The following is a 21,318-nucleotide window of genomic DNA, read 5'->3' as shown; positions in this document are numbered from 1 at the left end:
TTTCCGCATTTATTTTTAACCTATCTCAGATTACAGACTTAACCGCCTTCGGGAATGTCATTCGGAAGTTACGGATGGAGAAGCCAAGCCACGGGCGTAGCTGGTTGACGGGAGGAAAATAATCGGGGTCGGTATGCCAGCTATCTGAGGTGACCAACTGGCACCGGCCGGAGACGTTGGGCTCGGTAATGAGTAGCTGCCCCCGAAGGTCCTGCCCGATCCGGAATGGGAAGGGCGTAGTAGTGACGGGGAATGACCAGCCTTTGCTTTTTAGATTGACAGAGAAGACAGCTTTATCCCCACGGCTTACCTGCCAGGTTTCCTGCTGCCCGGAAGTGGTGTCTATATGAAAGTCCGCCAGTTCTTTGGGAATACCCCAGTTTTCTACGCCGTTCCAGAGGCTGTCGTAGCTGGATACGTAGATTTTGGAAATTGAAAACAAGTAACGCCCGCCTAGCCTGAAAAGACCGGGAATAAACATCAGCTCCCGATAAGGCCCTACATCGGAGCTGTGATAATCAGCCATGATGACGGCTCCCACAGAGAGCTTGTAGTGTCTTTGCTGGAAAGGTAAAAGAAAGCCGTGCTCATAAACCCACTCTTTGCGGTACCGAAACAGAAAAATATACCCGTTACCTGTTAGCTGCCAGGGAGCGGGCGCTATCTGGGACGGAACCGGCGAAAATGGGTCATAGATGATCATCAGGCTCTTTGATAAATCTTAGTACTGGCCGTATTGACTCCTTCGGCGACTCCTCCATAGGCATATGCCCCGCGTTCGGAATCACGACCAGCGTACTATTAGGCAAATCCTTATCAAATCTATGCCCGTACTCCAGGGGGATCAACTGATCCTTCGCTCCCCACACGAGTAAGGTCGGCGTCTTGATCGTTGGTAGTAGTTTCCAGGGGCCATCTTCAGCAATGCTTTCCATCCGCTCGGTCAGCGCTTCCCGGTTTCCGTTTCGGCAGGTCATATCAAAATACAGGTTAACCAGGCTATCTGTTACCTTGCTCGGGTCAGCGTAGAGGTACTCCAGACTACTGCGAATAACCGCAGGAGTAGTTGACTTCTCAAATACCTCCCTCAGTACCGGCAGTCGCATGACAATGTAAGGCAGGGGCACGTTCCTGGATTTGGTAGGATAGCCGGCGGCGCCGATCAGGATCATTTTCTGGACCTGCTCGGGGTACTTAAGGGCATACTGCCAGGTTATCTCCCCCCCTAGCGAGTTTCCAGCCAGTATACAGCGCTTTACGTTCAGCGCTTTGAGGAACGAATGGAGAAAGTCTACATAAATATCCAGGGTATAGTCATCCTTGGGATGAGGGCCCGTCAGGCCAAAGCCGGGCAGATCCATCCGGATGATGCGGTGCTTGTCCTTGAGGTGGCGAGTCCATTCATTCCAGGTGAACAACGAGGAGCCCGTTCCGTGAATCAGTACCAGCGGAACGGAATCAGACGCGGGGCCTTCGGCCCGGAAATGTACATCCATCCCATCCACCGCCACAAAGTCGGTAGGTCTGATATTGTACTTTCGGGACAGCTCACTTACTGGTATTTCGGGTACTTTGGTGCAGGAGTTGGCCGTGAGCACCAACAGCAGGGTAATCATGACTACTACCCCACAAACGGATTTTTTCTGAAAGCTTTTCATGCTGAAATAGATATAATACATACAACGAATGCAGACCATGATAAAGAGCTCTCTGCTATTATCTGATTAGCTACATTCATATGTACTCGATCCTATCTCCTCGTCGCTATTCCTGCTCCGCAACGCTGCTTACCCATGATCTCCCCTAAACAGAAGATCAATATTTCAGGAGCAAGGTTTTCCTGATAACAGACAGATACAGCACCCGGTAGTACCCAAGATGCCAAATCGCTTTTAACATTCTTTAAAAAGAAAATAATAAAAAACTGTGCCGAAGCAGAAGACACAACAAGCCGAAGGGGGTACCTACCGGGGGTACCTGGCTCCCCCGAAGCGGCCAAAAATGGTCAGACGCAATACATCCCTGACCAGTAAATTCTGGCGTCCCTGTTGGTATATGTACATATAGCCAGCCTCGGTGGCCCAATGAGGAGTAATAGGGTATTCAAATCCGGCATAGAAGCGGTATTGGTCAAAGTTGCTGGCGATGTTTTTTCCCGCATTGACCATAATATCATTTGATATTTTAAGAAAAGAGCCAGGCTTAACTGCCACTACCGGATAACTCAGTTGTGCCTGGTACGCAAAACGCCAGTTGAACCGATACCCTTCGGTCAGGCGTATACCATCATGTTTATGAAAAAAGCGTTCATCAATCCGGTAGCGGTGCTGAAGTATCAGTCGGGTCGACAGGGGCTGAGTAACTACAATGGATTGAAAAGGCCGTATCTCAGGTACCACCATTGTACCTGACTTAGTGGGCGTATAGACCCATGACAGAGATACCCCTGTACCTCCCAATATGCCGGGCCGGATTGTATAGAGTGCCTGGGTCTGGAAGATAATCTGCTGCTGCCTGTCCGGATCCATGAAGCGCCGGTTATCCACCTCAGCATTTACCTGCCATTTGTCAGATACCTGCGACTGCAAATTGATCCGTGTCCAGTAGAGTTGCTGATGGACACGATTCTGAGCATAAGCTATACCTATACTACTAATCCAAAAAAATAGTATAAAACTACAAATTACTTTTGCAGCACCTTTACTATTTGTTTCTAAAAACATGGAAAATGACCTGGTGTATGATCAAGGTAAGAAGACTACCCTTCGAGGGTTATGCGGGCACGGGTACATACACCTCCCACGGGGGGATTAAATTTGGATACGGATACCACTACTTTTTCTACGGCAGGGTATTTCTCCCTGATGCGCTCAATAACCCGAAAGGCTACGTGCTCCAGCAACCGGGACCGCTCCTGCATGGCATCTGCGGCTATGCGGTACAACTCTTCGTAGTTTACCGTTTCGCTCAGGCGATCACGCTGTGCGGCATCTTCAATATCAGTTTTGATAGTAATATCGAGGGAATATTTATTTCCGATCTTTTGCTCTTCGGCGTAGTAGCCATGGTAGGCAAAAAATTCCAGACCTTCTAGTGCTATTGTCCCCAAGGTAGTTGTGTTTTGATTATGTACTTGCTAATCCCTAGCCTATCAAACTAATCACCAAAGGTAGTTAGTTTCAGACAGTATATAAAAAGTGCAGCAGCGACCGCACGGGAGCGATCACTGCTGCACTTTTTATAGATCTATCGGGCTTCTTCTCTAACCGATCTGGTCAAAGAACGAACCTCCTGATTTTTTCTCCTCAACGGGCTCCGGATTCCGGTTTTGCTTCAGGGCTCCGCTAGCCTGCTGCGACGTTTCCGCCACCTGCTCTGCTTCAGCCATGGCCACGCTGGCGTCCTCCTGAGTTGTCTTTTCTACTTGGGGTTCGGCTACTTCGGTATCAGTAACTACCTCTGCCTTTACTTCCTCCACCGGAGCCGGGGCTACTTCCTCCACGGCTACCTCTTCGGCAACCACTTCCTCAGCCGGTGCCTCTTCCGTCACTTCTACTACCTCAACGGGTGTATCAACGATGGTAGTGGTAGCGGTAGTATCGTCCAGGGAGGGAGCCGGTGTTTCCTCTACCTGGGCTACTACGGCTTCTTCTACGCCTGCTTCGGTCTGTATGTTCTGATCCTCAATCCCTCTGTTCTTGCCCGTCTCGGCGATCTGCTGCTTGAGGTCATCGATCCGGGTCTGGTACGAGTCCTTTGAGAATTTCTTCTCAAACCGATCTACGGTATCGTTGGTACTGTTCACCAGCGTCTTGAGCTGAACGATCAGGTTGTCACGGTACTTCTCGATGGCCTTGAAGTCACGCTCCTGGTTCTTAAGCTCATTGACAAGTTCTTCCTTGATATAGCGCGACTGATTTTCGGCATCCTGTATAAGCATACTAGCCTTGCGCTTGGCCTCATTAATCACTTCATCGGACTTGAGGCGCGACTCCTGCAGGTATTTTTCGGCGGCTTTGTTGGCCTGCTCGGTAATCTGAGTGCTGGTATCTTCGGCAGTCTTCAACGTACGGAAAAGCGTCAGTTCTACGTCCCGGAGCTTGTTCAGCTCTTTTTCGGCGATTTCGAGCTGCATCTTGAGCATTTTATTCTCATTGGTCACCCGCTCCCATTCCTGCGAAAGTGAATTAAGAAATGCACTTACTTCGTCTACATCATACCCCCTGAATCCTTTTTCGAAAGTATGCTGCCGTATATCAATGGGTGAAATCTTCATTGGGACTGTACGTTTTGGTGTTTTGCTTACTTGATTACCTTGCTCACTTAGTTACCTAATTCGTCAATTACTGACTAAAATTACAAATTTCAAAAACATAATTTCCAAATCAATGTACTATCGGTAAGTAACTAGGGCAAAATAAAGAAAATAGTACCTTTCATTGCCACTACTACCCCACATTTTATTCCTTTACCTCCCACACCGAAATAGTCCGGTCGTCACTACACGAAACCAGCAGATCCTCGTATTCTGACCACAGTAGTTTATTGACTGAAGTACCATGTCCGGCGTGTCGGGCGCGGTCAATTACTTTTCTAAGCTGAAAAGTCACTGCATCCCATATTTTTACTGACTTGTCCATACTACAAGTTGCAAAGTATTTCCTATCAGGGCTATACGTCAGGTGGTTAATGGAAAACATATGCGCCGGAATATCCTGTACCGGTTCGTAATCATTGGTAACATCCCATACCTTCAGGTGGGCATCCCGGCCCGCCGAAAGCAGATAACGGCCATCCGGTGAGTACTGTACCGTAAACACCGAGTTGACATGAGCCGGTAGTCTTTTTTTGAGGGTAAAGCCGTCGCTGTCAAAGACGGTAATGTGCCAGTCGCTGCTCCCGGCGGCTATATCGCCGCTAAGGGGATTGGCCGCCAGCGAACGTATGCTCTTCTGCGAGGCCTTGATATGCTTTTGTACGGCAAAGGTCGGAATGTCCATTACAACGATCACCCCATCTCCCAGGGCCAGCAGTGCTTTGTCACCCAGTAGTTTGATATCAAAAATAGCCGCGGAAGCGATTTTGGAAGAAGCTATCTGCGCTTTATTGACCGGGTCTATTACCTGTATCCCTTCGAAGTTATGACCTACCCAAAGCTGCTGGGAAGTACCATCGTAAGCGAGCGCGTAGATGGAAGCACCTACCTGCGCTACCAGTTCACCCAGATCGGGCTTGTTAAGATCCCACTTTACAACCAGCCCGTCGCCACCGGCTGAATAAAATTGCTGGGGGATATGACCGGGAGCAAGGGTATAGACGCAGTCGCGGTGACCGGAGAAAGTATCGACTTTACGAATATTCATGAGAGAGGGATTACCTAAAAAATGCAATGAGGCTTGGTTTGTATGAAACAACGTAATAAGTTGCCAATCGGTTTTAGTTTATTAATCTATTGCTCCATCCATTTTAACGCCTATGCCGCTTCACTATGCCGAAACCACGCCGGACTACTGCCGGCTATTGCTATGGAAGCTGGATGAAGACGAAGACCAACTACGTGAGCTGCTGCCCGTTACCGACGATCACACCGAACTGGACACGATTACCCACCCCCAAAAGCGGCGCGAATGGCTGGCCGGGCGGGTGCTGGTAAAGAAACTGGTCGAGGAACAGGCCTGTGCAGAGTACCAGGGCATGTGGAAGGACGAACACGGGAAGCCGTTTCTGGTAGGTGTCTCCTGCCCTATCTCTATTACCCACACCTCCGAGTACGTGGCCGGGGTACTGCATCAGAGTTCGCCCGTAGGCATTGATATGGAAAAGGTACATCCCAAATTGATACGCACTGCCCGAAAGTTTCTTTCGGACCCGGAAGTACATCAGGCCGGTGACCATCTGGTCCGGCTCTGTATGTACTGGTGCGCCAAGGAAGCGCTTTATAAGCTCAACGGCCGTAAGAAAGTAAGTTTCAGAGACTCCATCAGTATTGCCCCCTTTACCGAAAGCGCTACGGTACTGGAGGGTACCCTCACAGATACGGACCGCCAGATCAGAGCCCGCATTTACATCCGCTGGGTGGATGACTACTGTCTGGCGTTAGCCATCTAGTCCTCGATCAGATCATCAATGATGGACTTGAGGATCGACTCCACTTCTTTGATCTTCTCGGGCTCACCGGCCTTCTCGTACGAAAGGATCAGGTTACGTAGTACGCGCTGCACGATTTCCAGGTTGGAGCAGGGCTGGTAAAACGAATCTTTGGGCTTAAGATTAAGCTGCGCAATGTAATGATCTATATCCGTCTTGGAGAAAATAATCCCCCGGTTAAATACATTGATATAGAACTGCAGCTTATCCTGCTTATACGTCAACACGAACAGATTAGGCAGATTAACGCCATGTACAGGCATACCCAGCTTACGGGCGATCAGCATATATATCACACAAAGCGTTATAGGGTTGCCCCGGCGGCTCTCCAGTACTACGTTGATCATGGAGTTAGAGGCCGAATGGAAGCTTTTGGTATTCGCCCCGAAATTCATGTTTCCATAAAAGATCCCGTTCATCATCTTGATCTGGTCTACCGGGTTCATGTCCTCTTTTACCTGTAGCCATATATCATAGTATAGTTGCTCTATATCAGAGCGGAGCTTGTCCAGAGACAACTCCGGGTACTGATAGGTAGCTACGATCCACATACCTTCCAGCAGATCCAGGGCACCACCGTTTTTCCAGTCCTGCAGGCGCTCGATCATCACCCTCAGCTGCAGATCATGGATCAGTTCTTCTATCTTTCGTTGTATTACCGGGCTAAAACTTTCTTCCCACTCTGTCTCCAGGAAGGGTATAACACTACTTCCCAGCGAACGAATTTTCTCCTCCACATGGGTAGTAACCTCCGCATCCTCATCATCCAGCAAAGAAACTAATGCCTTTATTTCCTTATCAGTCATACCTTTCTAGCTTTGTTTTGGTAACGAATGCTTAAATAAAAACAATTTTTGTATGGCTATCAAATTTTCTACTTTTGCCCTACCTCAAACTTTACTATTGACGTACCAGGGGCTTTTTGTGGCTGATTTTTGGTCATAACGATATCCAGATCCTATTTAACAGACATATAGATAACATTTCCACATTAATTCTACATTATGAAAATTCTGGTTACCGGGGGAGCAGGCTTTATAGGATCCCATACCGTAGTAGAACTCCACAACGCAGGATATACGCCCGTCATTATTGACAACCTGTACAATTCAAACCGGGACGTCCTGACCGGGCTATATAATATTATCGGTAAGGAAGTACCCTTCTACGACATTGACTGCAACGATGAGCAGGCGATTCGTGAGTTGTTTGAAAAGGAAAAATTTGATGGCGTTATCCATTTCGCAGCCTATAAAGCAGTAGGCGAATCAGTAGAAAAGCCATTAGCCTATTATGAAAACAACCTCATGTCGCTCATAGTTCTGCTTAAGGCTATGCGCGAGTATGGGATCAATAAGTTTGTGTTTTCTTCTTCGTGTACCGTCTACGGGCAACCCAACGAGCTACCTGTTACCGAGAGTACACCTCGTCAGCCGGCGACCTCGCCCTATGGCAATACCAAAGCTATCAGCGAAGACATCATCCGGGACCATGTATTTTCAAAGCCGGCTCTGAAAGCGATAGCCCTTCGTTATTTCAACCCCGTTGGAGCCCATCCTACGGCCGAGATCGGCGAACTTCCTAACGGAGTACCGAGCAACCTGGTACCTTACCTCACTCAGGTAGCGGCGGGTCTGCGCAATTCGCTGACTGTATTCGGCAGCGACTACGATACCCCTGATGGTACCTGCGTTCGTGACTTTATTCACGTAGTGGACCTGGCTAAAGCACACGTAAAAGCCATAGAATTGCTCGACGAGCAAACAATTAGTGACTATTATGATGTTTTTAATGTCGGCACCGGGCAAGGCCATACCGTACTGGAGCTTATCACTACCTTTGAAGAGGTCAATGGTGTTAAACTTAACTATAACATCGGCCCCAGACGCCCGGGTGATGTTGAGAAGATTTACGCCCAGTCGGACAAAGTAAATACTGTGATGAAATGGAAGGCCGAAAAATCACTGGCTGATGCGTTGCGTGACGCATGGCGGTGGCAGCAAAAAATCACTAATAGTGTTGATAACGTTTAATTTCAACTAATAAGTACCTACACCTGAAATAGCTAAAAAGTAGTATGACCAGGAAAATCCTAATCACTGGTGGCGCGGGCTTTATCGGCTCACACGTGGTGCGCCGCTTCGTGACCCAGTACCCCCAGTACCATATCTTCAACCTCGACGCGCTGACCTACGCCGGCAACCTCGAGAACCTCAGAGACATTGAAGACGCTCCCAACTACACCTTCGTCAAAGGTGATATCGTGGACGCTGATTTTCTGGACCAACTCTTTGCCCAGCACGATTTTCAGGGGGTGATCCACCTGGCGGCCGAGTCACACGTGGACCGCTCGATCACCGATCCGCTGGCTTTTGTGATGACCAACGTCATCGGCACCGTAAACCTGCTGAACGCCGCCCGTACCGCCTGGAAGGGCAATATGGAGGACCGTAGGTTCTACCACGTCTCTACCGACGAGGTATACGGTGAGCTGCACGACCCCAACGAGTTCTTCCTGGAGACGACCAAATATGATCCTCGCTCCCCCTACTCGGCTTCCAAGGCTTCGTCGGATCACTTCGTGAGAGCCTACCACAATACCTACGGGCTGCCGGTTGTGATCTCCAACTGCTCCAACAACTACGGTCCCAACCACTTCCCCGAGAAGCTCATCCCGCTGATGATCCACAACATCATTCAGAACAAGCCGCTACCCGTCTACGGCAAGGGTGAGAACATCCGCGACTGGCTCTTTGTGGAGGACCACGCCCGCGCTATCGATGTGATCTACCACCGCGGAGCTAACGGCGAGACCTACAACATCGGTGGCCACAACGAGTGGAAGAACATCGACCTGGTGCTGCTGCTGTGCCGCATCATGGACCAGAAGCTGGGCCGCGCCGAGGGTACTTCCGAGCAGCTGATCACCTACGTCACCGACCGCGCCGGCCACGACCTGCGCTACGCCATTGACGCCACCAAGCTCAAAGAAGAGCTGGGCTGGGAGCCTTCGCTGCAGTTTGCCGAGGGATTGGAGCGGACCGTAGAATGGTACCTGACCAACCAGCAGTGGCTGCAGAACGTCACCACGGGCAACTACCAGAAGTACTACGACGACATGTACGCGGGAAGGTAAGATATCATTGAGCGGCCGCCGCGCGGTGATTGAGCGAGTTGTGAATGAGTGAATAATTATGAAATTGTTCGCTTATTCTCCGTGCGGCGGGAGGCGCCGCTGCCACGGCGACCGTCGCACGATGGCTCCTCCGTCCGCTCAATCTCTAAATCACTCATTCACTCAATAACTACCATGAAAGGAATTATACTGGCCGGAGGCTCCGGCACAAGGCTTCATCCCCTGACGCTGGCCGTGAGCAAGCAGCTCATGCCCGTCTACGACAAGCCCATGATCTACTACCCGCTCTCGATCCTGATGCTGGCGGGCATTCGCGAGATCCTGATCATCTCCACGCCGCACGATCTGCCCCACTTCGAGAAGCTACTGGGCGATGGCAGCCGCATCGGATGCCAGTTCAGCTACGCCGTGCAGCCCAGCCCGGACGGACTGGCGCAGGCCTTCATCATCGGTGAGGAATTTATCGGGGACGACAAGGTAGCCCTGATCCTGGGTGACAACATCTTCTACGGCTCGGGGCTGTCCAAGCTGCTGCAGTCCAACAACGATCCCGAGGGAGGCGTGATCTACGCCTACCAGGTACACGATCCGGAGCGCTACGGGGTGGTGGAGTTTGACAAGGACTTCAACGTGCTCTCCATCGAGGAGAAGCCCGAGCAGCCCAAGTCGCACTACGCCGTGCCGGGGCTGTACTTCTACGACAACGATGTGGTAGACATCGCTAAGAACATCCAGCCTTCACCCCGCGGGGAGCTGGAGATCACGGACGTGAACCGGGTGTATCTGGAACGGGGTAACCTGAAAGTAGGAGTACTGGATAGAGGCACCGCCTGGCTGGACACAGGTACGTTCCAGTCGCTGATGCAGGCAGGACAGTTTGTACAGGTGATCGAGGACCGGCAGGGACTGAAAGTGGGATGCATTGAGGAGGTGGCCTACCGCATGGGCTTCATCACAGAGCAGCAGCTGAGAGAGGTAGCGGCTCCTCTGATGAAGAGTGGCTACGGAAAGTACCTCATGCAGATTATTGAACAATAGTAGAACTATCCGTTAGTACTGAATAGCTTAGCTACCTACCCCGGATATTTTTGTACTGGAATAAGAAGGAGATGTCGTTTTCTTTGATAAATTTGAAGAAACGACATCTTTATTTTTGCCCCTACCCTACGGAATGGAGTTTTTACCCGAAGAGATCGAAGCCTACGCCGAAGCCCATACCGAAGCTGAGAGTGACCTTCTTCGTGCCCTCAGCCGCGAAACACACGCCAAAGTACTCATGCCCCGGATGCTCTCGGGGCACATGCAGGGACGGTTCCTGTCAATGATCTCCCGCCTGATCCGCCCCCGGCGTATTCTTGAAATAGGTACCTATACCGGTTACTCAGCCCTCTGCCTCTGCGAAGGCCTATCACCCGACGGCAAACTTATTACCATCGACAAAAACGAGGAACTGGAAGCTCTGGTACGCCGCTACCTGAATAGTGCCGGATATGGATCCAGGGTTGATTTTCACATTGGGCGGGCCGCCGACATTATTCCCGACCTGGACGAAACCTTTGATCTGGTATTTATCGATGCCGACAAAGTCAACTACGCGACCTATTACCACCTGATTTTTGACAAAGTAAGGCCGGGTGGCATCATCATTGCTGATAATGTGCTCTGGAGCGGTAAGGTAGTACAGCAAGGCCTCAAAAAAGTCGATAAGGAGACCCAGGCCCTGCTGGATTTTAACCGTATGGTTCAGGATGACACCCGCGTCAGGAACGTGCTGCTACCCATACGTGACGGTCTGATGATCGTAGAAAAGATATAAAAGTTAATCGTGTTTCTCATTGTTGTACCCTTTAGCTACTTATACTATGCTAAAATTCCCTCTACAATACCTTCTCCTCATCTGGACGTGCGTAGGATTAACGTGCGGAGATGTATTTGCTCAGGAATATCCAGACATTCCCAACAGCCTGTCTTTTGCAGGAATCAATGTTAAACTGGACCCGGGTGCAAGACGTATAGTCGAATCAGATGTACGTAGCCTGATGGCCAATCGCCGCTATTGGGAAGACAAACTGGATAAGGCTGTATTGTATTTTCCAATCATTGAAGGAGTACTTATTGAAGAGGAAGTACCTATTGATTTTAAGTACCTGGCCGTACAGGAAAGCTCACTGGCTCCTGACGCCGTTTCGACATCCAATGCCGTAGGTTTCTGGCAGTTCAAACAGGAAACCGCCGTAGAGTTCGGTATCCGGGTGGATAATGAAATAGACGAGCGCAAGAGTATTTCGGCCTCCACGCATGCCGCCGCTAAATACCTCAAGCGCAGCAACAAGCAGTACAACAACTGGGTATCGGCCCTCTACTCCTACTACCTGGGCATGGGTGGCATCAGCCAGATCGTCCCCGCCGACTGGTCATACGCCCGCCAGATTACCCTGGATGCCAAGACAGACCGCTACGTACTGCGGTTCTTTGCCCATAAAATCGCTTTTGAAGCCGCACTGGATCACCACCGTACCACTAATACCATCGTGCTACTCGAGTCGGCCCTTGGTAAGGGACGTCACTTTGATGACATAGCAGCCGATCTGGGTATCAATGCCCTGGAACTCCGAAACTACAACCGCTGGGTCAATGGAGATCAGATACCCGCTGACAAAGACTACATGCTGACGATCCCGGTCGCGACCAATCAGATCAATGTAGTAAGGGAAAAGTTAGCCATGGGACCATCTGCCGGCAGAGTTGAATACGCTCGTGAGGACATTGGATTTCCGGTACTGCGCAAGGCTAGTGTACAAATGAAAGGCCGCAACGACCACACCTACTACGAAATCAATGGTCTACCCGGTATCCAGGCCCGGCAGGGTGATAAACCTGCTACCCTGGCCAAAGCCGCTAAGATCAGCGTATCGAGCTTTCTGCGCTACAACGACATGACCATCAACGATCCCATTGTAGCCAATGAGATCTACTACCTGGCCAGCAAGAACAAGAAAGCCATCGTACCTTTCCATACGGTGCGGGAGGGAGAAACCCTGCGGGGAATCTCGCAAACCTATGGTATGCGACTCAGGGAGCTTATGAAGTACAACCGGCTCACCAACCGGAACCTGCGCCTGCAGACAGGACGGGTAATGTGGCTCATGAAAAAGCGTCCGAACAGTCAGCCGGTTGAGGTAATCAATAGCCCTGTTCCTGGCAAAGGTCCCGTACAGGATACTAAGCCTGCCCCTGCCGCCACGGCACCTATTGCTTCCAGCTCAGAGATACCTCAGACAGCGGCCGATCGCAAGAAGTATACTCCCAAGCTGGCCGATACATCATACCCATCAGAGGCCTCTCCTGCGGCCTCCATACCCGCACGCGTCAGCACAGCTGGTACAAGCCAGACAAGTACCAGTGCGCCCCAGCAGGCCAGCACGGCCAAACCTGAGAGTACACCTGCTCAGGTAGGTATCTATCAGCCCAGCCGGCCCGAAACAGTAGCGACCAAGTCACCGGCCACTACGTCAGCAGCTGCCTCTACCGGTAATACCAACGACCGCATCGTCATTGTTACGGAAGAGGACAGACGCCCCGCTGCTATGAGTAACAGTACAAGCACCAGCCCAAGTACCAGCACCGTTGCCTCTACCAACATCACCACCTCCGACTGGGGCTCCGATGTACCTACCACTCGCACCCGCCCGGTAAGCACCAGCACCAGCCCGGTAGAGAGTCGTCCGGTGGCCACGGCACCTAACGCTGATTATCATCTGGTAGCAAGCGGACAGACCTACTTCAGCATCTCCAAGATGTATAACATGTCGGTCAATAACCTGCTTTCGCTGAACAACCTTACCACCAATGACAAACTATACGTAGGGCAGCGCCTTCAGGTAAAACAGAGCAGCGGTAGCAGTAGTAGCAATAGCACAGCTCCGGTCTCTGCTCCGGCACGAACTGCTCCGGCCGGAAACGAATATCAGTTTCATACTGTTATGGCTGGTGAAACGCTATTCCGGATTTCGCAGAACTACCAGGCCAGCATAGAGGAGCTCAAAGTGCTCAACAATATGAAGGATAACACGGTAAAAGTTGGGCAGAAGATCAAAATTCCGAAGCGCTGATAACCATTTAATTTAAGAAAATATAACACCCCCTCATTATGATTTTGATTGATAACACCTGCATAAGCGATGATATCGGGGATCAGTTTTTTGTGTGTAATATCGAAAAATGCAAAGGTGCGTGCTGTGTAGAGGGGGATTCGGGAGCCCCGCTTGAGCCCGAGGAACTACCTATTCTTGAGCAGATTTACCCACAGGTAGAGCCTTACCTGACCGAAGCGGGCAAGCAGGTAATCGCCAAAGAAGGAGTGTATACCAAAGACTGGGAAGGCGATCTGGTTACGCCGGTGATTGATGGCAAGGAGTGCGCCTATGCCTTCTACGACCAGAAAGGTACCCTTAAATGTGGTATTGAAGCGGCTTACAATGACGGTAAGATCGACTACAAGAAGCCGATTTCGTGCCACCTGTACCCTATTCGTATAACCAAGTACGATCAGTACCACGCCATCAACTACGATCGCTGGCAAATCTGTAACCCGGCCTGTTCGCTGGGGCAGGACCTGGGCGTACCTCTGTACCAATTCCTGAAAGAGCCGCTGATCCGTGCCTATGGCGAGGCCTGGTACGAACAACTGGTGCAGGAGATTGATGAGCGAACTGCCGCCAGTAATGCCAAAAGGTGATTACTTTGAGGATGTATACGAGGTGGTTCGGCTTATTCCATCCGGGCGCGTTACCTCATACGGTGCCATTGCTGCGTACCTGGGTTCTAAACGGGGAGCACGCATGGTAGGCTGGGCCATGAACAATTGCCACAGCCGGCCCGATGTACCCGCCCACCGCGTCGTCAACCGCCAGGGCCTACTGACCGGCAAGCATTGTTTTGGCAGCCCTACGGCCATGCAGGAACTACTCGAGGCCGAGGGAGTACCCGTCAAAGACGATCAGGTGCAGGAATGGAGCCGCTATTTCTGGGATCCTCTGGTTGAGCTGGTTTGACCTATCTATCTTAAAGCAAAGAAGTCCGGGCTGAGTAGCCCGGACTTCTTTGCTTGTAAGGATTTGGGACTATTCTACTTCAATAGTCTGCTGTACAGCTGTTAACAACTGAATGCTTTTGGTAACCTTTTGGCCGTCTACTTCTACTTCAAAGTAGTAAGTACCGTTGCCGATCTGGTTGAAGTCAAACTTTCTTTTGTAGAGCTCTGTCCCTTTGCCCCGATTCTCCTGATAGAGTACGTCTCCGTTTTCATCTTTCAGCGTAATGGTCATACGAGAAGAAGGGTGCTTTGCTACTGCCAGGCTTACTTTAGACGAATTAACAATCCGGTACATTCCGACATTGAATGCCTTGGGAGCCTTAGCATCTGTAGGCCGAAGCATGTGGTTATCGGCACGGGCAGAAGTAACAGGAAGTACAAGAGCTAACAAAAGAGTAATGATGGTAGAGATAACGAACGTTTTCATGGCTTTTCTATTTTAAGGTTTTTTTCATGGCTATATTATACTTATTGAAAAGTCCATGCCAATCGTGCCAACCTCTACCATTCACAAGCCACCACTATCTGCAACTATCTATAAATGAGCTATATTCAAATATATTTATAAAACTGGAAGCTAGTAAAGGCTACGGCTATCTGTTCAGAATCGAACATTTTTGTGCGATGCCGGACAACCGGACACTTGCTCACCAGGTACTCTTACTTTTTAACTAGGTATATGTATTAGAGCTCACGCTGAGTCTCTCGCTTTTCCAGGTATTCTACCAGGTAGGCACACCAAACACCACTGGTGACCGAAGCAACAAAAAATAGTAAAGCATCCATATCTATATCTATTATTGGTTTCGATAATAGATAGTAAAAAACCAATCCCTGCTGATTTCGGCCTAAAATGGCTTTTTAACGGACTTCTTTGTGGAATAGGTTTCCCGAGCGCCGGTTGCCTTGTAGAAAAATCAGGCTTTACGCCCTACTGACAGCAGCATCAGCCCCATGAATGTGAACAGGCCATTTAGGATCAGACGCTCAAAGCCCAGCTGGTACCCTCCAAACCACTCTGCCGAGTTTTGATTGGCTATGTACGTAAGTACTGGTGAAAGTACGCATACTACCGGTACCCACCGATCACGAACCGGCCGCTTCAGGAACATACCAAACGAAAAAAGCCCGAGCAGAGGACCATAGGTATAGCCTGCCAGATCAAAGACGGCCGTAATAACTTCCTTGCTGTTAAGCTGATTGAAGACGATAATCACGAGGTAGAAAAGTACCGAGAAGCCTATATGTACCCAAAACTTGATTCGTGACCGCTGGGCTTCGGGCTTGCCCTCTACATTCATAAAGTCGATACAGAAGGCCGTAGTAAGCGCCGTAAGAGCTGAGTCGGAGCTGGCGTAGGTCGCAGCCGTAATACCCAGCAGAAACGTGATACCGACGAGTAGTCCCAGGTGATTGAGCGCCAGCATCGGGTAGAAGTCGTCCGTACGGGCCGTGGTAGGTATTCCCTTGGCATTGGCGTAGACGTACAGCAGCGCCCCCAGCGAGAGGAAAAGGAAGTTAACGATAACCAGTACTACTGTAAACCAGAACATGTTTTTCTGGGCTTCACCGATGTTCTTACAGGTCAGGTTTTTCTGCATCAGGTCCTGGTCCAGGCCCGTCATCACTATGGCGATAAACGCTCCGGCAAAAAACTGCTTGAAGAAGTTTTTGGGATCATTGCCATCCCAGTAGAATATCTTGGAGTAATCGCTGTCCTGCACGGTAGTGAATATATCCACCAGACCGCCTAATTGCAGCTCTCTGGATACCAGAATGATGGTCAGGATCACCGCCGTGACCAGAAAGGTTGTTTGTAAGGTATCAGTAATGATGATGGTCTTGATCCCCCCCTTGAAGGTATAGATCCAGATCAGTAGAATGGTGATTGCTACGGATATCTCAAAAGGTACCCCAAGCGGCTGGAATATAGCCAGCTGCAGTACCCCCGCTGCTACATACAGCCGCACCGCCGACCCGACCGTACGCGAAAGCAGGAAGAAGGCCGAGCCGGTCTTGTACGACCAGAAGCCAAAGCGCTGGTCCAGGTAGGTATAGATAGAAATCAGGTTGAGCCTATAGTACAGGGGCATCAGTATGGTACCAATGACCAGGTACCCCAGTATGTACCCGATCACTACCTGAAAGTACGAAAACTGGATATTGGCTACTGCTCCCGGAACCGACACAAAGGTCACGCCGGATAGCGAAGTACCGATCATACCAAACGCCACCAGGTACCAGGGCGACTGCCGGTTGGCCGTAAAAAAAGTATTAGTATCAGCTCCTCTTGACGTATATACTGACACTATGATCAGCATACCAAAATAGACTACTAATATGGCAAGAGCAATGTAAGGATTCATGTATTACGGTAACTTTTTAGAGGATTTCTACGTTGTAAAGTAGGAGCTGAAGGGCTTCCTTTAGTGCCTTTTTATGATTAGATTTGCTAATCAAACGGAAATTTGAAGATTATGCAACCCTTTATAGAAACCGACGTCGAAATAGTAGAAGAAACCGTTGAGAAGGAAGTAAAAGCGCTTGTCGTTTTTAATGACGACGTCAATACATTTGACTGGGTTATCGAAACACTCATAGAGGTTTGCGAACATACTCCTCAGCAGGCCGAGCAGTGTACTCTTATCATTCATTATAAGGGTAAATGCCGCGTCAAGGAGGGGGATTTTGAAGAGCTGGTACCTATGCGGAACGAAATATGCCGCCGGGGTATCTCAGCCGAGATTCTCTGATTTTATATTCACTACCATTGCATACGACCGTTTGTATCGTTAGCCCATGAATTATCCTTCCAAATTAATAGAAGATGCTGTTAATGAGATTTCCAAGTTACCGGGGATAGGCAAAAAAACAGCATTACGACTTGCATTACACTTACTCAAAAGAGAAGAAGAACATACCCGCTCGCTGTCGGATGCGCTGGTAGCCATGCGCACCCAGACTCAGTTTTGCCGGCAGTGCCACAATATAGCTGATGATCAGCTCTGCAACATCTGCAAGAGTCCTAAGCGCGATAGTTCCCTGCTTTGTGTTGTAGTCGATACCCGTGATGTACTCGCCATCGAGAATACCAGCCAGTACAACGGCCTGTATCATGTGTTAGGTGGGATTATCTCTCCGCTGGAAGGCATAGGCCCCGCTGACCTGCATATCGAATCGCTGGTGAGGCGTATAGCAGACTCGCCTTCTGATGAGCCCGTGCGGGAAGTAATACTGGCCCTGAGCCCTACCATGGAGGGAGATACTACGGCTTTTTATTTACAGAAAAAACTCAGACCCAGCGGAGTAAAAGTAAGTACCATTGCCCGGGGTGTACCCGTTGGTGGTGATCTTGAATACGCCGATGAAGTTACACTCGGGCGTAGTATCGTAAGCCGGGTGGCTTACGATTGATCCGTTTATTAATTCCTATAACCACATTATTATGAATCGCAACGAATTTCTTCGCTCTCTGGCTGGCTCTGCGCTGGCGTTTGGTGCTTTCTCTACGCAGTCATTCGCTAAGGGTACCTCATCTTCGGGAGTGCTGGCAGCCCCTTTCAAGCAGGAGCCCCTACCGTACGCTTTTGATGCCCTGCAGCCAAGCATCGACAAGACTACCATGGAAATCCACTATGGTAAGCATCATGCTGGCTATGTTACTAATCTGAACAACGCGGTAAAGGGTACCAAGTTCGAGAACATGGCTCTTGAAGAAATTCTAAAAAACATAAAAGGCGCTCCTGCCGCAGTTCGTAATAATGCCGGAGGTCACTGGAACCACGAGTTCTTCTGGAACGTCATGGCACCGGGCAAAGGAGGCGCTCCCAAAGGAGCCGTAGCTGATGCGATCAACGCTCAGTTCGGATCATTCGATAAGTTCAAGGAAGCCTTTGGTAAGGAAGCTACCGGACGCTTTGGATCAGGCTGGGCCTGGCTTACCGCCCAAAACGGCAAGCTATCGCTGGGCTCTACTCCCAACCAGGACAACCCACTTATGGATGTAGCTGATTTCAAAGGTATGCCTGTACTGGGGCTGGATGTGTGGGAGCATGCCTACTACCTCAAATACCAGAACAAGCGGGCTGATTACGTAAGTGCATTCTGGGACGTAGTCAACTGGGACACAGTAGCCGACAATCTTACTAAAGCCAAATAAGCAGTTGTTCATATAACAGCAAAACCAAAAGAGCCTCGGTGATTGATCACCGAGGCTCTTCTGGTTACTATATATTAGAAGTGCTCTTATAGCTACCTACTTCCAAACTACCTTCCGGCCTAGTTACAGAAATCACTGATGACCTTATAAGATGGAGTATAGCCTAGTTCGCCAGCTTTACTCAGATCCAGACATCCCCCGTTGACATCACCCAGGCTGTGCTTGACAATACCCCGCAGGTAGTACGCTTCGGGATAGCTCGCGCGTAGCTTAATGGCACTGCTGCAATCCAGGATAGCTCCCATCTGATCACCGATAGCTGATTTAACAATACTCCGTGAGAAGAAAGCATCCGCGTATAAAGGGTTCAGTTCAATGGCACTGTTCATATCCTGAATAGCCCCTTTGCTGTCGCCACTCTTGCTCTTGCTCAGTCCGCGTACGAAGTAAGCTTCTGCTCTTACATCAGACAGCTCGTTAATCTTGATGTGCTCCTGTACCTGGCTACGCAGGTTGTCCAGTACCGGGCGGGTTATCGGTCCTATGTATACGATCTTCTTGGGATCGGTGGTGTAGGTGTTATTGATATCAACAGCCTGGTTCAGATCCAGGATGGCCCCCTTTTGATCACCCAGTTTGCTCTTGGCAAATCCACGGCCGTAGTACGCATCAATATTAGCCGGGTCAGCCTGTAATACTTTATCATAGTCGGCAATAGCTCCGGCAAAGTCATCAATCTTAGACTTGGCATAGGCCCGCTGACCGTACGCAAAATTATCCTGAGGGCTTAGCTCAATGGCCTTGGTGAAATCAGCCACTGCTCCCTTGTAATCGGCCAGCTTTACCTTGGCGTGTCCACGACCAATGAACGCTCCGGACTTCTTGGGATTAAGATCTATCACCCGCGAAAAATCAGCCAGAGAGCCTGAGTAGTCTTCCAGTTGCTGCTTGCTGGTTCCCCTGGCGTACAGGGCCACCGCATCATTGGGATCAAGGGTTACGGCTTTGTTGAAGTCTTCCAGGGCTCCGCTGTTATTGTTGAGCTTGGCGCGGCTTACACCACGGTTGTAGTACGACCTGGCGTCGTCCGGATTGAGCTCGATAGCCCGCGTATAGTCCTGTACCGCAGCACGGTGGTCGTCCTGCATACTTTTACTAACGCCACGGCTCTGGTAGTAAAGTGCTTCTTTGGCATTGATATCAATGGCCTTGTCATAATCAATAATGGCTCCCCGATGGTCTTTCAGATTGGCTTTGGCCAAACCACGGTTAAAATAGCTGGGAGCATGTTCAGGGCTCATAGTTAGTACTGCACTGTACGATTGAAGAGCTCCCGCAAAATCACCGGAACGGGCCTTGGTGTTACCTTCTTCGAAGAACTCAGCCGCAGAACGCTGAGCCACTGCCTGGTGCTGCACACTGGCACAAAAGGCTACAAAAGCCAGAGAAAGGAAAATTTTTTTCATGAAAACCGCGAGGAGTTAATTGGATAATAGCGACAGGTACTCAATGAGGCCCTAAAAGTATTCAAATATAGGATGAGGGGCAAACACAGCCTTGTTAAATTTTTTGAACGGTTATAAACTCATTCGTAAGCTAGCGAGGCAGCCTTATTTAGCTACTGATTCTCTTTTCGGACTACTCAACTTGGGCCTCAGGAGGTAGCCCTGCCGGTTTGGCTAATACAATCCAATTCGGTAGTTTGCCGTTAAAATAAAATATACTAACTATTACCAGACAGGCTATGAGATCAAAATATGTAAAATACACCCTGATACTAGTGTTGCTGCTTTTTGCTGCTCTGGCTATTTATTATAGTGTATCAGAGCCTGAGCCTACCGAATATGTTACTCCCGCGGATGAATCGTCGGCTCTGCCCGTACCGTATGGGTCAGTATATCTTCCATTGACTACTCTGGAGGGCTCTCCGGTAACCATGGACTCTACCAAGCTGGTATTTATCAATGTATGGGCTACCTGGTGTGGCCCCTGCAACATGGAGATGCCCAGTATACAAGCGCTATACGACCGGTACAAGAGCAATAGTAAGATAGCCTTCTACATTATTTCGGATGAGGCTCCGAATACGGTGGTTCCTTTCATCAAGCGCAAGGGGTATGAGCTTCCCTTCTACCAGTATGAAGGTATATATCCACCCGAACTAAACGGCGACGCCATACCGCGTACCTATATACTTCGCAACGGGCAGGTACTTGCTGCGGAGATCGGTGCTAACCGGTGGGACGATCCCAAGGTGATAGATTTTATTGAACAACAGCTGCGAACGCTGTAAGAGTAGTAGTAGGACTATATACTAAGAGCAGGTCAGACTTGGGTCCGACCTGCTCTTTTTGCTATTATGTACGGTTGACTAAGAAGTAGATCTATATATCATTCTTCTAACAGACTATAACTCTTACACACCAAGATATTCAAATCTAGTCTGGGGCTTACGTCTACGAACAAATACAGCGGCTGTACTTACAGCTAATGCTACCGGAAATAACCAAAATGCTTTTTTCATGGATGGCTCTCTTTATAAAGTTACAAATTTTAAAGTAAATTTTCTAGTTGACTAAGCAGATCGCGAATTTTCGCTTTCTAATATAACGTGAAGTTACACTTTTTTGTTGAATACTTTTTCTCGAAATTTTATAATTAATGATTTAATAATGTACCTAATCGGCTATTTCTTCTTTTTATAATACCATTTCTATCTTTTAGATAATCATTTTTTATTAAGCGGTTATCAAAAATGATATAAATCAGGATTCTAACTTC

22 protein-coding genes are annotated in these 21,318 nt (G+C 49.3%); 12 read left to right on the top strand and 10 right to left on the bottom strand.

The window, feature by feature from the left end:
• Positions 1–25: 25 nt before the first annotated feature.
• The 6 genes from JTN23_RS00620 to JTN23_RS00595 all read right to left on the bottom strand — a co-directional run bounded on the left by JTN23_RS00620 (position 26) and on the right by JTN23_RS00595 (position 5,363).
• Positions 26–703 (bottom strand): acetoacetate decarboxylase family protein, encoded by a 678-nt coding sequence (locus JTN23_RS00620; protein WP_247231496.1) that lies wholly within the window; start codon positions 701–703, stop codon positions 26–28.
• Positions 690–1,658: an alpha/beta fold hydrolase gene (locus JTN23_RS00615; protein ID WP_247231494.1), complete on the bottom strand. Its 969-nt coding sequence runs from the start codon at positions 1,656–1,658 to the stop codon at positions 690–692. The genes JTN23_RS00620 and JTN23_RS00615 overlap by 14 nt, the downstream gene beginning before the upstream one ends.
• A 306-nt stretch (positions 1,659–1,964) precedes the next feature.
• Positions 1,965–2,723, bottom strand: coding sequence for a DUF2490 domain-containing protein (locus JTN23_RS00610; protein WP_262918381.1), 759 nt, complete (start codon positions 2,721–2,723; stop codon positions 1,965–1,967).
• 35 nt (positions 2,724–2,758) lie between these two features.
• Complete coding sequence (folB, locus tag JTN23_RS00605) at positions 2,759–3,109, bottom strand: dihydroneopterin aldolase (RefSeq protein WP_247231490.1); 351 nt, start codon at positions 3,107–3,109, stop codon at positions 2,759–2,761.
• 153 nt (positions 3,110–3,262) lie between these two features.
• A complete protein-coding gene (locus tag JTN23_RS00600) occupies positions 3,263–4,276 on the bottom strand; it encodes a DivIVA domain-containing protein (protein ID WP_247231488.1) in 1,014 nt (337 codons plus the stop codon).
• A 184-nt stretch (positions 4,277–4,460) separates the two neighbouring features.
• Positions 4,461–5,363, bottom strand: coding sequence for a WD40 repeat domain-containing protein (locus JTN23_RS00595; protein ID WP_247231486.1), 903 nt, complete (start codon positions 5,361–5,363; stop codon positions 4,461–4,463).
• 112 nt (positions 5,364–5,475) lie between these two features.
• On the opposite strand from JTN23_RS00595, the gene JTN23_RS00590 reads away from it, so the two are divergent.
• Positions 5,476–6,108, top strand: coding sequence for a 4'-phosphopantetheinyl transferase family protein (locus tag JTN23_RS00590; RefSeq protein WP_247231484.1), 633 nt, complete (start codon positions 5,476–5,478; stop codon positions 6,106–6,108).
• Here JTN23_RS00590 and JTN23_RS00585 read toward each other — a convergent pair.
• A complete protein-coding gene (locus tag JTN23_RS00585) occupies positions 6,105–6,953 on the bottom strand; it encodes a transglutaminase-like domain-containing protein (RefSeq protein WP_247231481.1) in 849 nt (282 codons plus the stop codon). The genes JTN23_RS00590 and JTN23_RS00585 overlap by 4 nt on opposite strands.
• Before the next feature lie 198 nt (positions 6,954–7,151).
• On the opposite strand from JTN23_RS00585, the gene galE reads away from it, so the two are divergent.
• The 7 genes from galE (at position 7,152) to JTN23_RS00550 (ending at position 14,337) form a co-directional block, all read left to right on the top strand.
• A complete protein-coding gene (galE, locus tag JTN23_RS00580; protein WP_247231479.1) occupies positions 7,152–8,180 on the top strand; it encodes a UDP-glucose 4-epimerase GalE in 1,029 nt (342 codons plus the stop codon).
• 44 nt (positions 8,181–8,224) lie between these two features.
• Positions 8,225–9,283 (top strand): dTDP-glucose 4,6-dehydratase, encoded by a 1,059-nt coding sequence (gene rfbB, locus JTN23_RS00575; protein WP_247231477.1) that lies wholly within the window; start codon positions 8,225–8,227, stop codon positions 9,281–9,283.
• A 174-nt stretch (positions 9,284–9,457) separates the two neighbouring features.
• Positions 9,458–10,321: a glucose-1-phosphate thymidylyltransferase RfbA gene (rfbA, locus tag JTN23_RS00570; RefSeq protein ID WP_247231475.1), complete on the top strand. Its 864-nt coding sequence runs from the start codon at positions 9,458–9,460 to the stop codon at positions 10,319–10,321.
• 133 nt (positions 10,322–10,454) lie between these two features.
• On the top strand, positions 10,455–11,099 hold the full coding sequence (locus tag JTN23_RS00565; protein WP_247231473.1) for an O-methyltransferase: 645 nt from the start codon (positions 10,455–10,457) through the stop codon (positions 11,097–11,099).
• Positions 11,100–11,145: 46 nt separating this feature from the next.
• Entirely contained in the window at positions 11,146–13,395 is a 2,250-nt protein-coding gene (locus JTN23_RS00560; protein WP_247231471.1) for a LysM peptidoglycan-binding domain-containing protein, read from the top strand.
• 38 nt (positions 13,396–13,433) lie between these two features.
• On the top strand, positions 13,434–14,021 hold the full coding sequence (locus JTN23_RS00555; RefSeq protein ID WP_247231469.1) for a DUF3109 family protein: 588 nt from the start codon (positions 13,434–13,436) through the stop codon (positions 14,019–14,021).
• Complete coding sequence (locus JTN23_RS00550; protein WP_247231467.1) at positions 14,008–14,337, top strand: MGMT family protein; 330 nt, start codon at positions 14,008–14,010, stop codon at positions 14,335–14,337. The genes JTN23_RS00555 and JTN23_RS00550 overlap by 14 nt, the downstream gene beginning before the upstream one ends.
• 69 nt (positions 14,338–14,406) lie before the next feature.
• On the opposite strand, the gene JTN23_RS00545 is transcribed toward JTN23_RS00550, so the two are convergent.
• Together JTN23_RS00545 and JTN23_RS00540 are read right to left on the bottom strand one after the other, a co-directional pair.
• Positions 14,407–14,805 carry a hypothetical protein gene (locus tag JTN23_RS00545; protein WP_247231465.1) on the bottom strand — a complete coding sequence of 133 codons (399 nt, stop codon included), beginning with the start codon at positions 14,803–14,805 and terminating at the stop codon, positions 14,407–14,409.
• A 490-nt stretch (positions 14,806–15,295) separates the two neighbouring features.
• Positions 15,296–16,744 (bottom strand): sodium:solute symporter, encoded by a 1,449-nt coding sequence (locus JTN23_RS00540; RefSeq protein WP_247231463.1) that lies wholly within the window; start codon positions 16,742–16,744, stop codon positions 15,296–15,298.
• A gap of 111 nt (positions 16,745–16,855) precedes the next feature.
• On the opposite strand from JTN23_RS00540, the gene JTN23_RS00535 reads away from it, so the two are divergent.
• The 3 genes from JTN23_RS00535 to JTN23_RS00525 are packed head-to-tail and all read left to right on the top strand — an operon-like array spanning position 16,856 to position 18,537.
• Positions 16,856–17,131, top strand: a complete 276-nt coding sequence (locus JTN23_RS00535) for an ATP-dependent Clp protease adaptor ClpS (protein ID WP_247231461.1) — start codon at positions 16,856–16,858, stop codon at positions 17,129–17,131.
• Positions 17,132–17,177: 46 nt separating this feature from the next.
• The gene (gene recR / locus JTN23_RS00530; RefSeq protein WP_247231459.1) at positions 17,178–17,792 is read left to right on the top strand and encodes a recombination mediator RecR; all 615 of its coding nucleotides are present in this window, start codon (positions 17,178–17,180) and stop codon (positions 17,790–17,792) included.
• 31 nt (positions 17,793–17,823) lie between these two features.
• Complete coding sequence (locus JTN23_RS00525; protein ID WP_247231457.1) at positions 17,824–18,537, top strand: superoxide dismutase; 714 nt, start codon at positions 17,824–17,826, stop codon at positions 18,535–18,537.
• Between the two features lie 119 nt (positions 18,538–18,656).
• On the opposite strand, the gene JTN23_RS00520 is transcribed toward JTN23_RS00525, so the two are convergent.
• Positions 18,657–20,003 carry a tetratricopeptide repeat protein gene (locus tag JTN23_RS00520; protein ID WP_247231455.1) on the bottom strand — a complete coding sequence of 449 codons (1,347 nt, stop codon included), beginning with the start codon at positions 20,001–20,003 and terminating at the stop codon, positions 18,657–18,659.
• Between the two features lie 278 nt (positions 20,004–20,281).
• On the opposite strand from JTN23_RS00520, the gene JTN23_RS00515 reads away from it, so the two are divergent.
• Positions 20,282–20,830, top strand: coding sequence for a TlpA family protein disulfide reductase (locus JTN23_RS00515; protein WP_247231453.1), 549 nt, complete (start codon positions 20,282–20,284; stop codon positions 20,828–20,830).
• The last annotated feature ends 488 nt before the right edge of the window (positions 20,831–21,318 follow it).

Origin of the sequence: Telluribacter roseus (genome assembly GCF_017355915.2) — a bacterium.
GTDB lineage: Bacteria > Bacteroidota > Bacteroidia > Cytophagales > Spirosomataceae > Telluribacter.
This window is presented reverse-complemented; position numbering and strand designations above follow the sequence as displayed.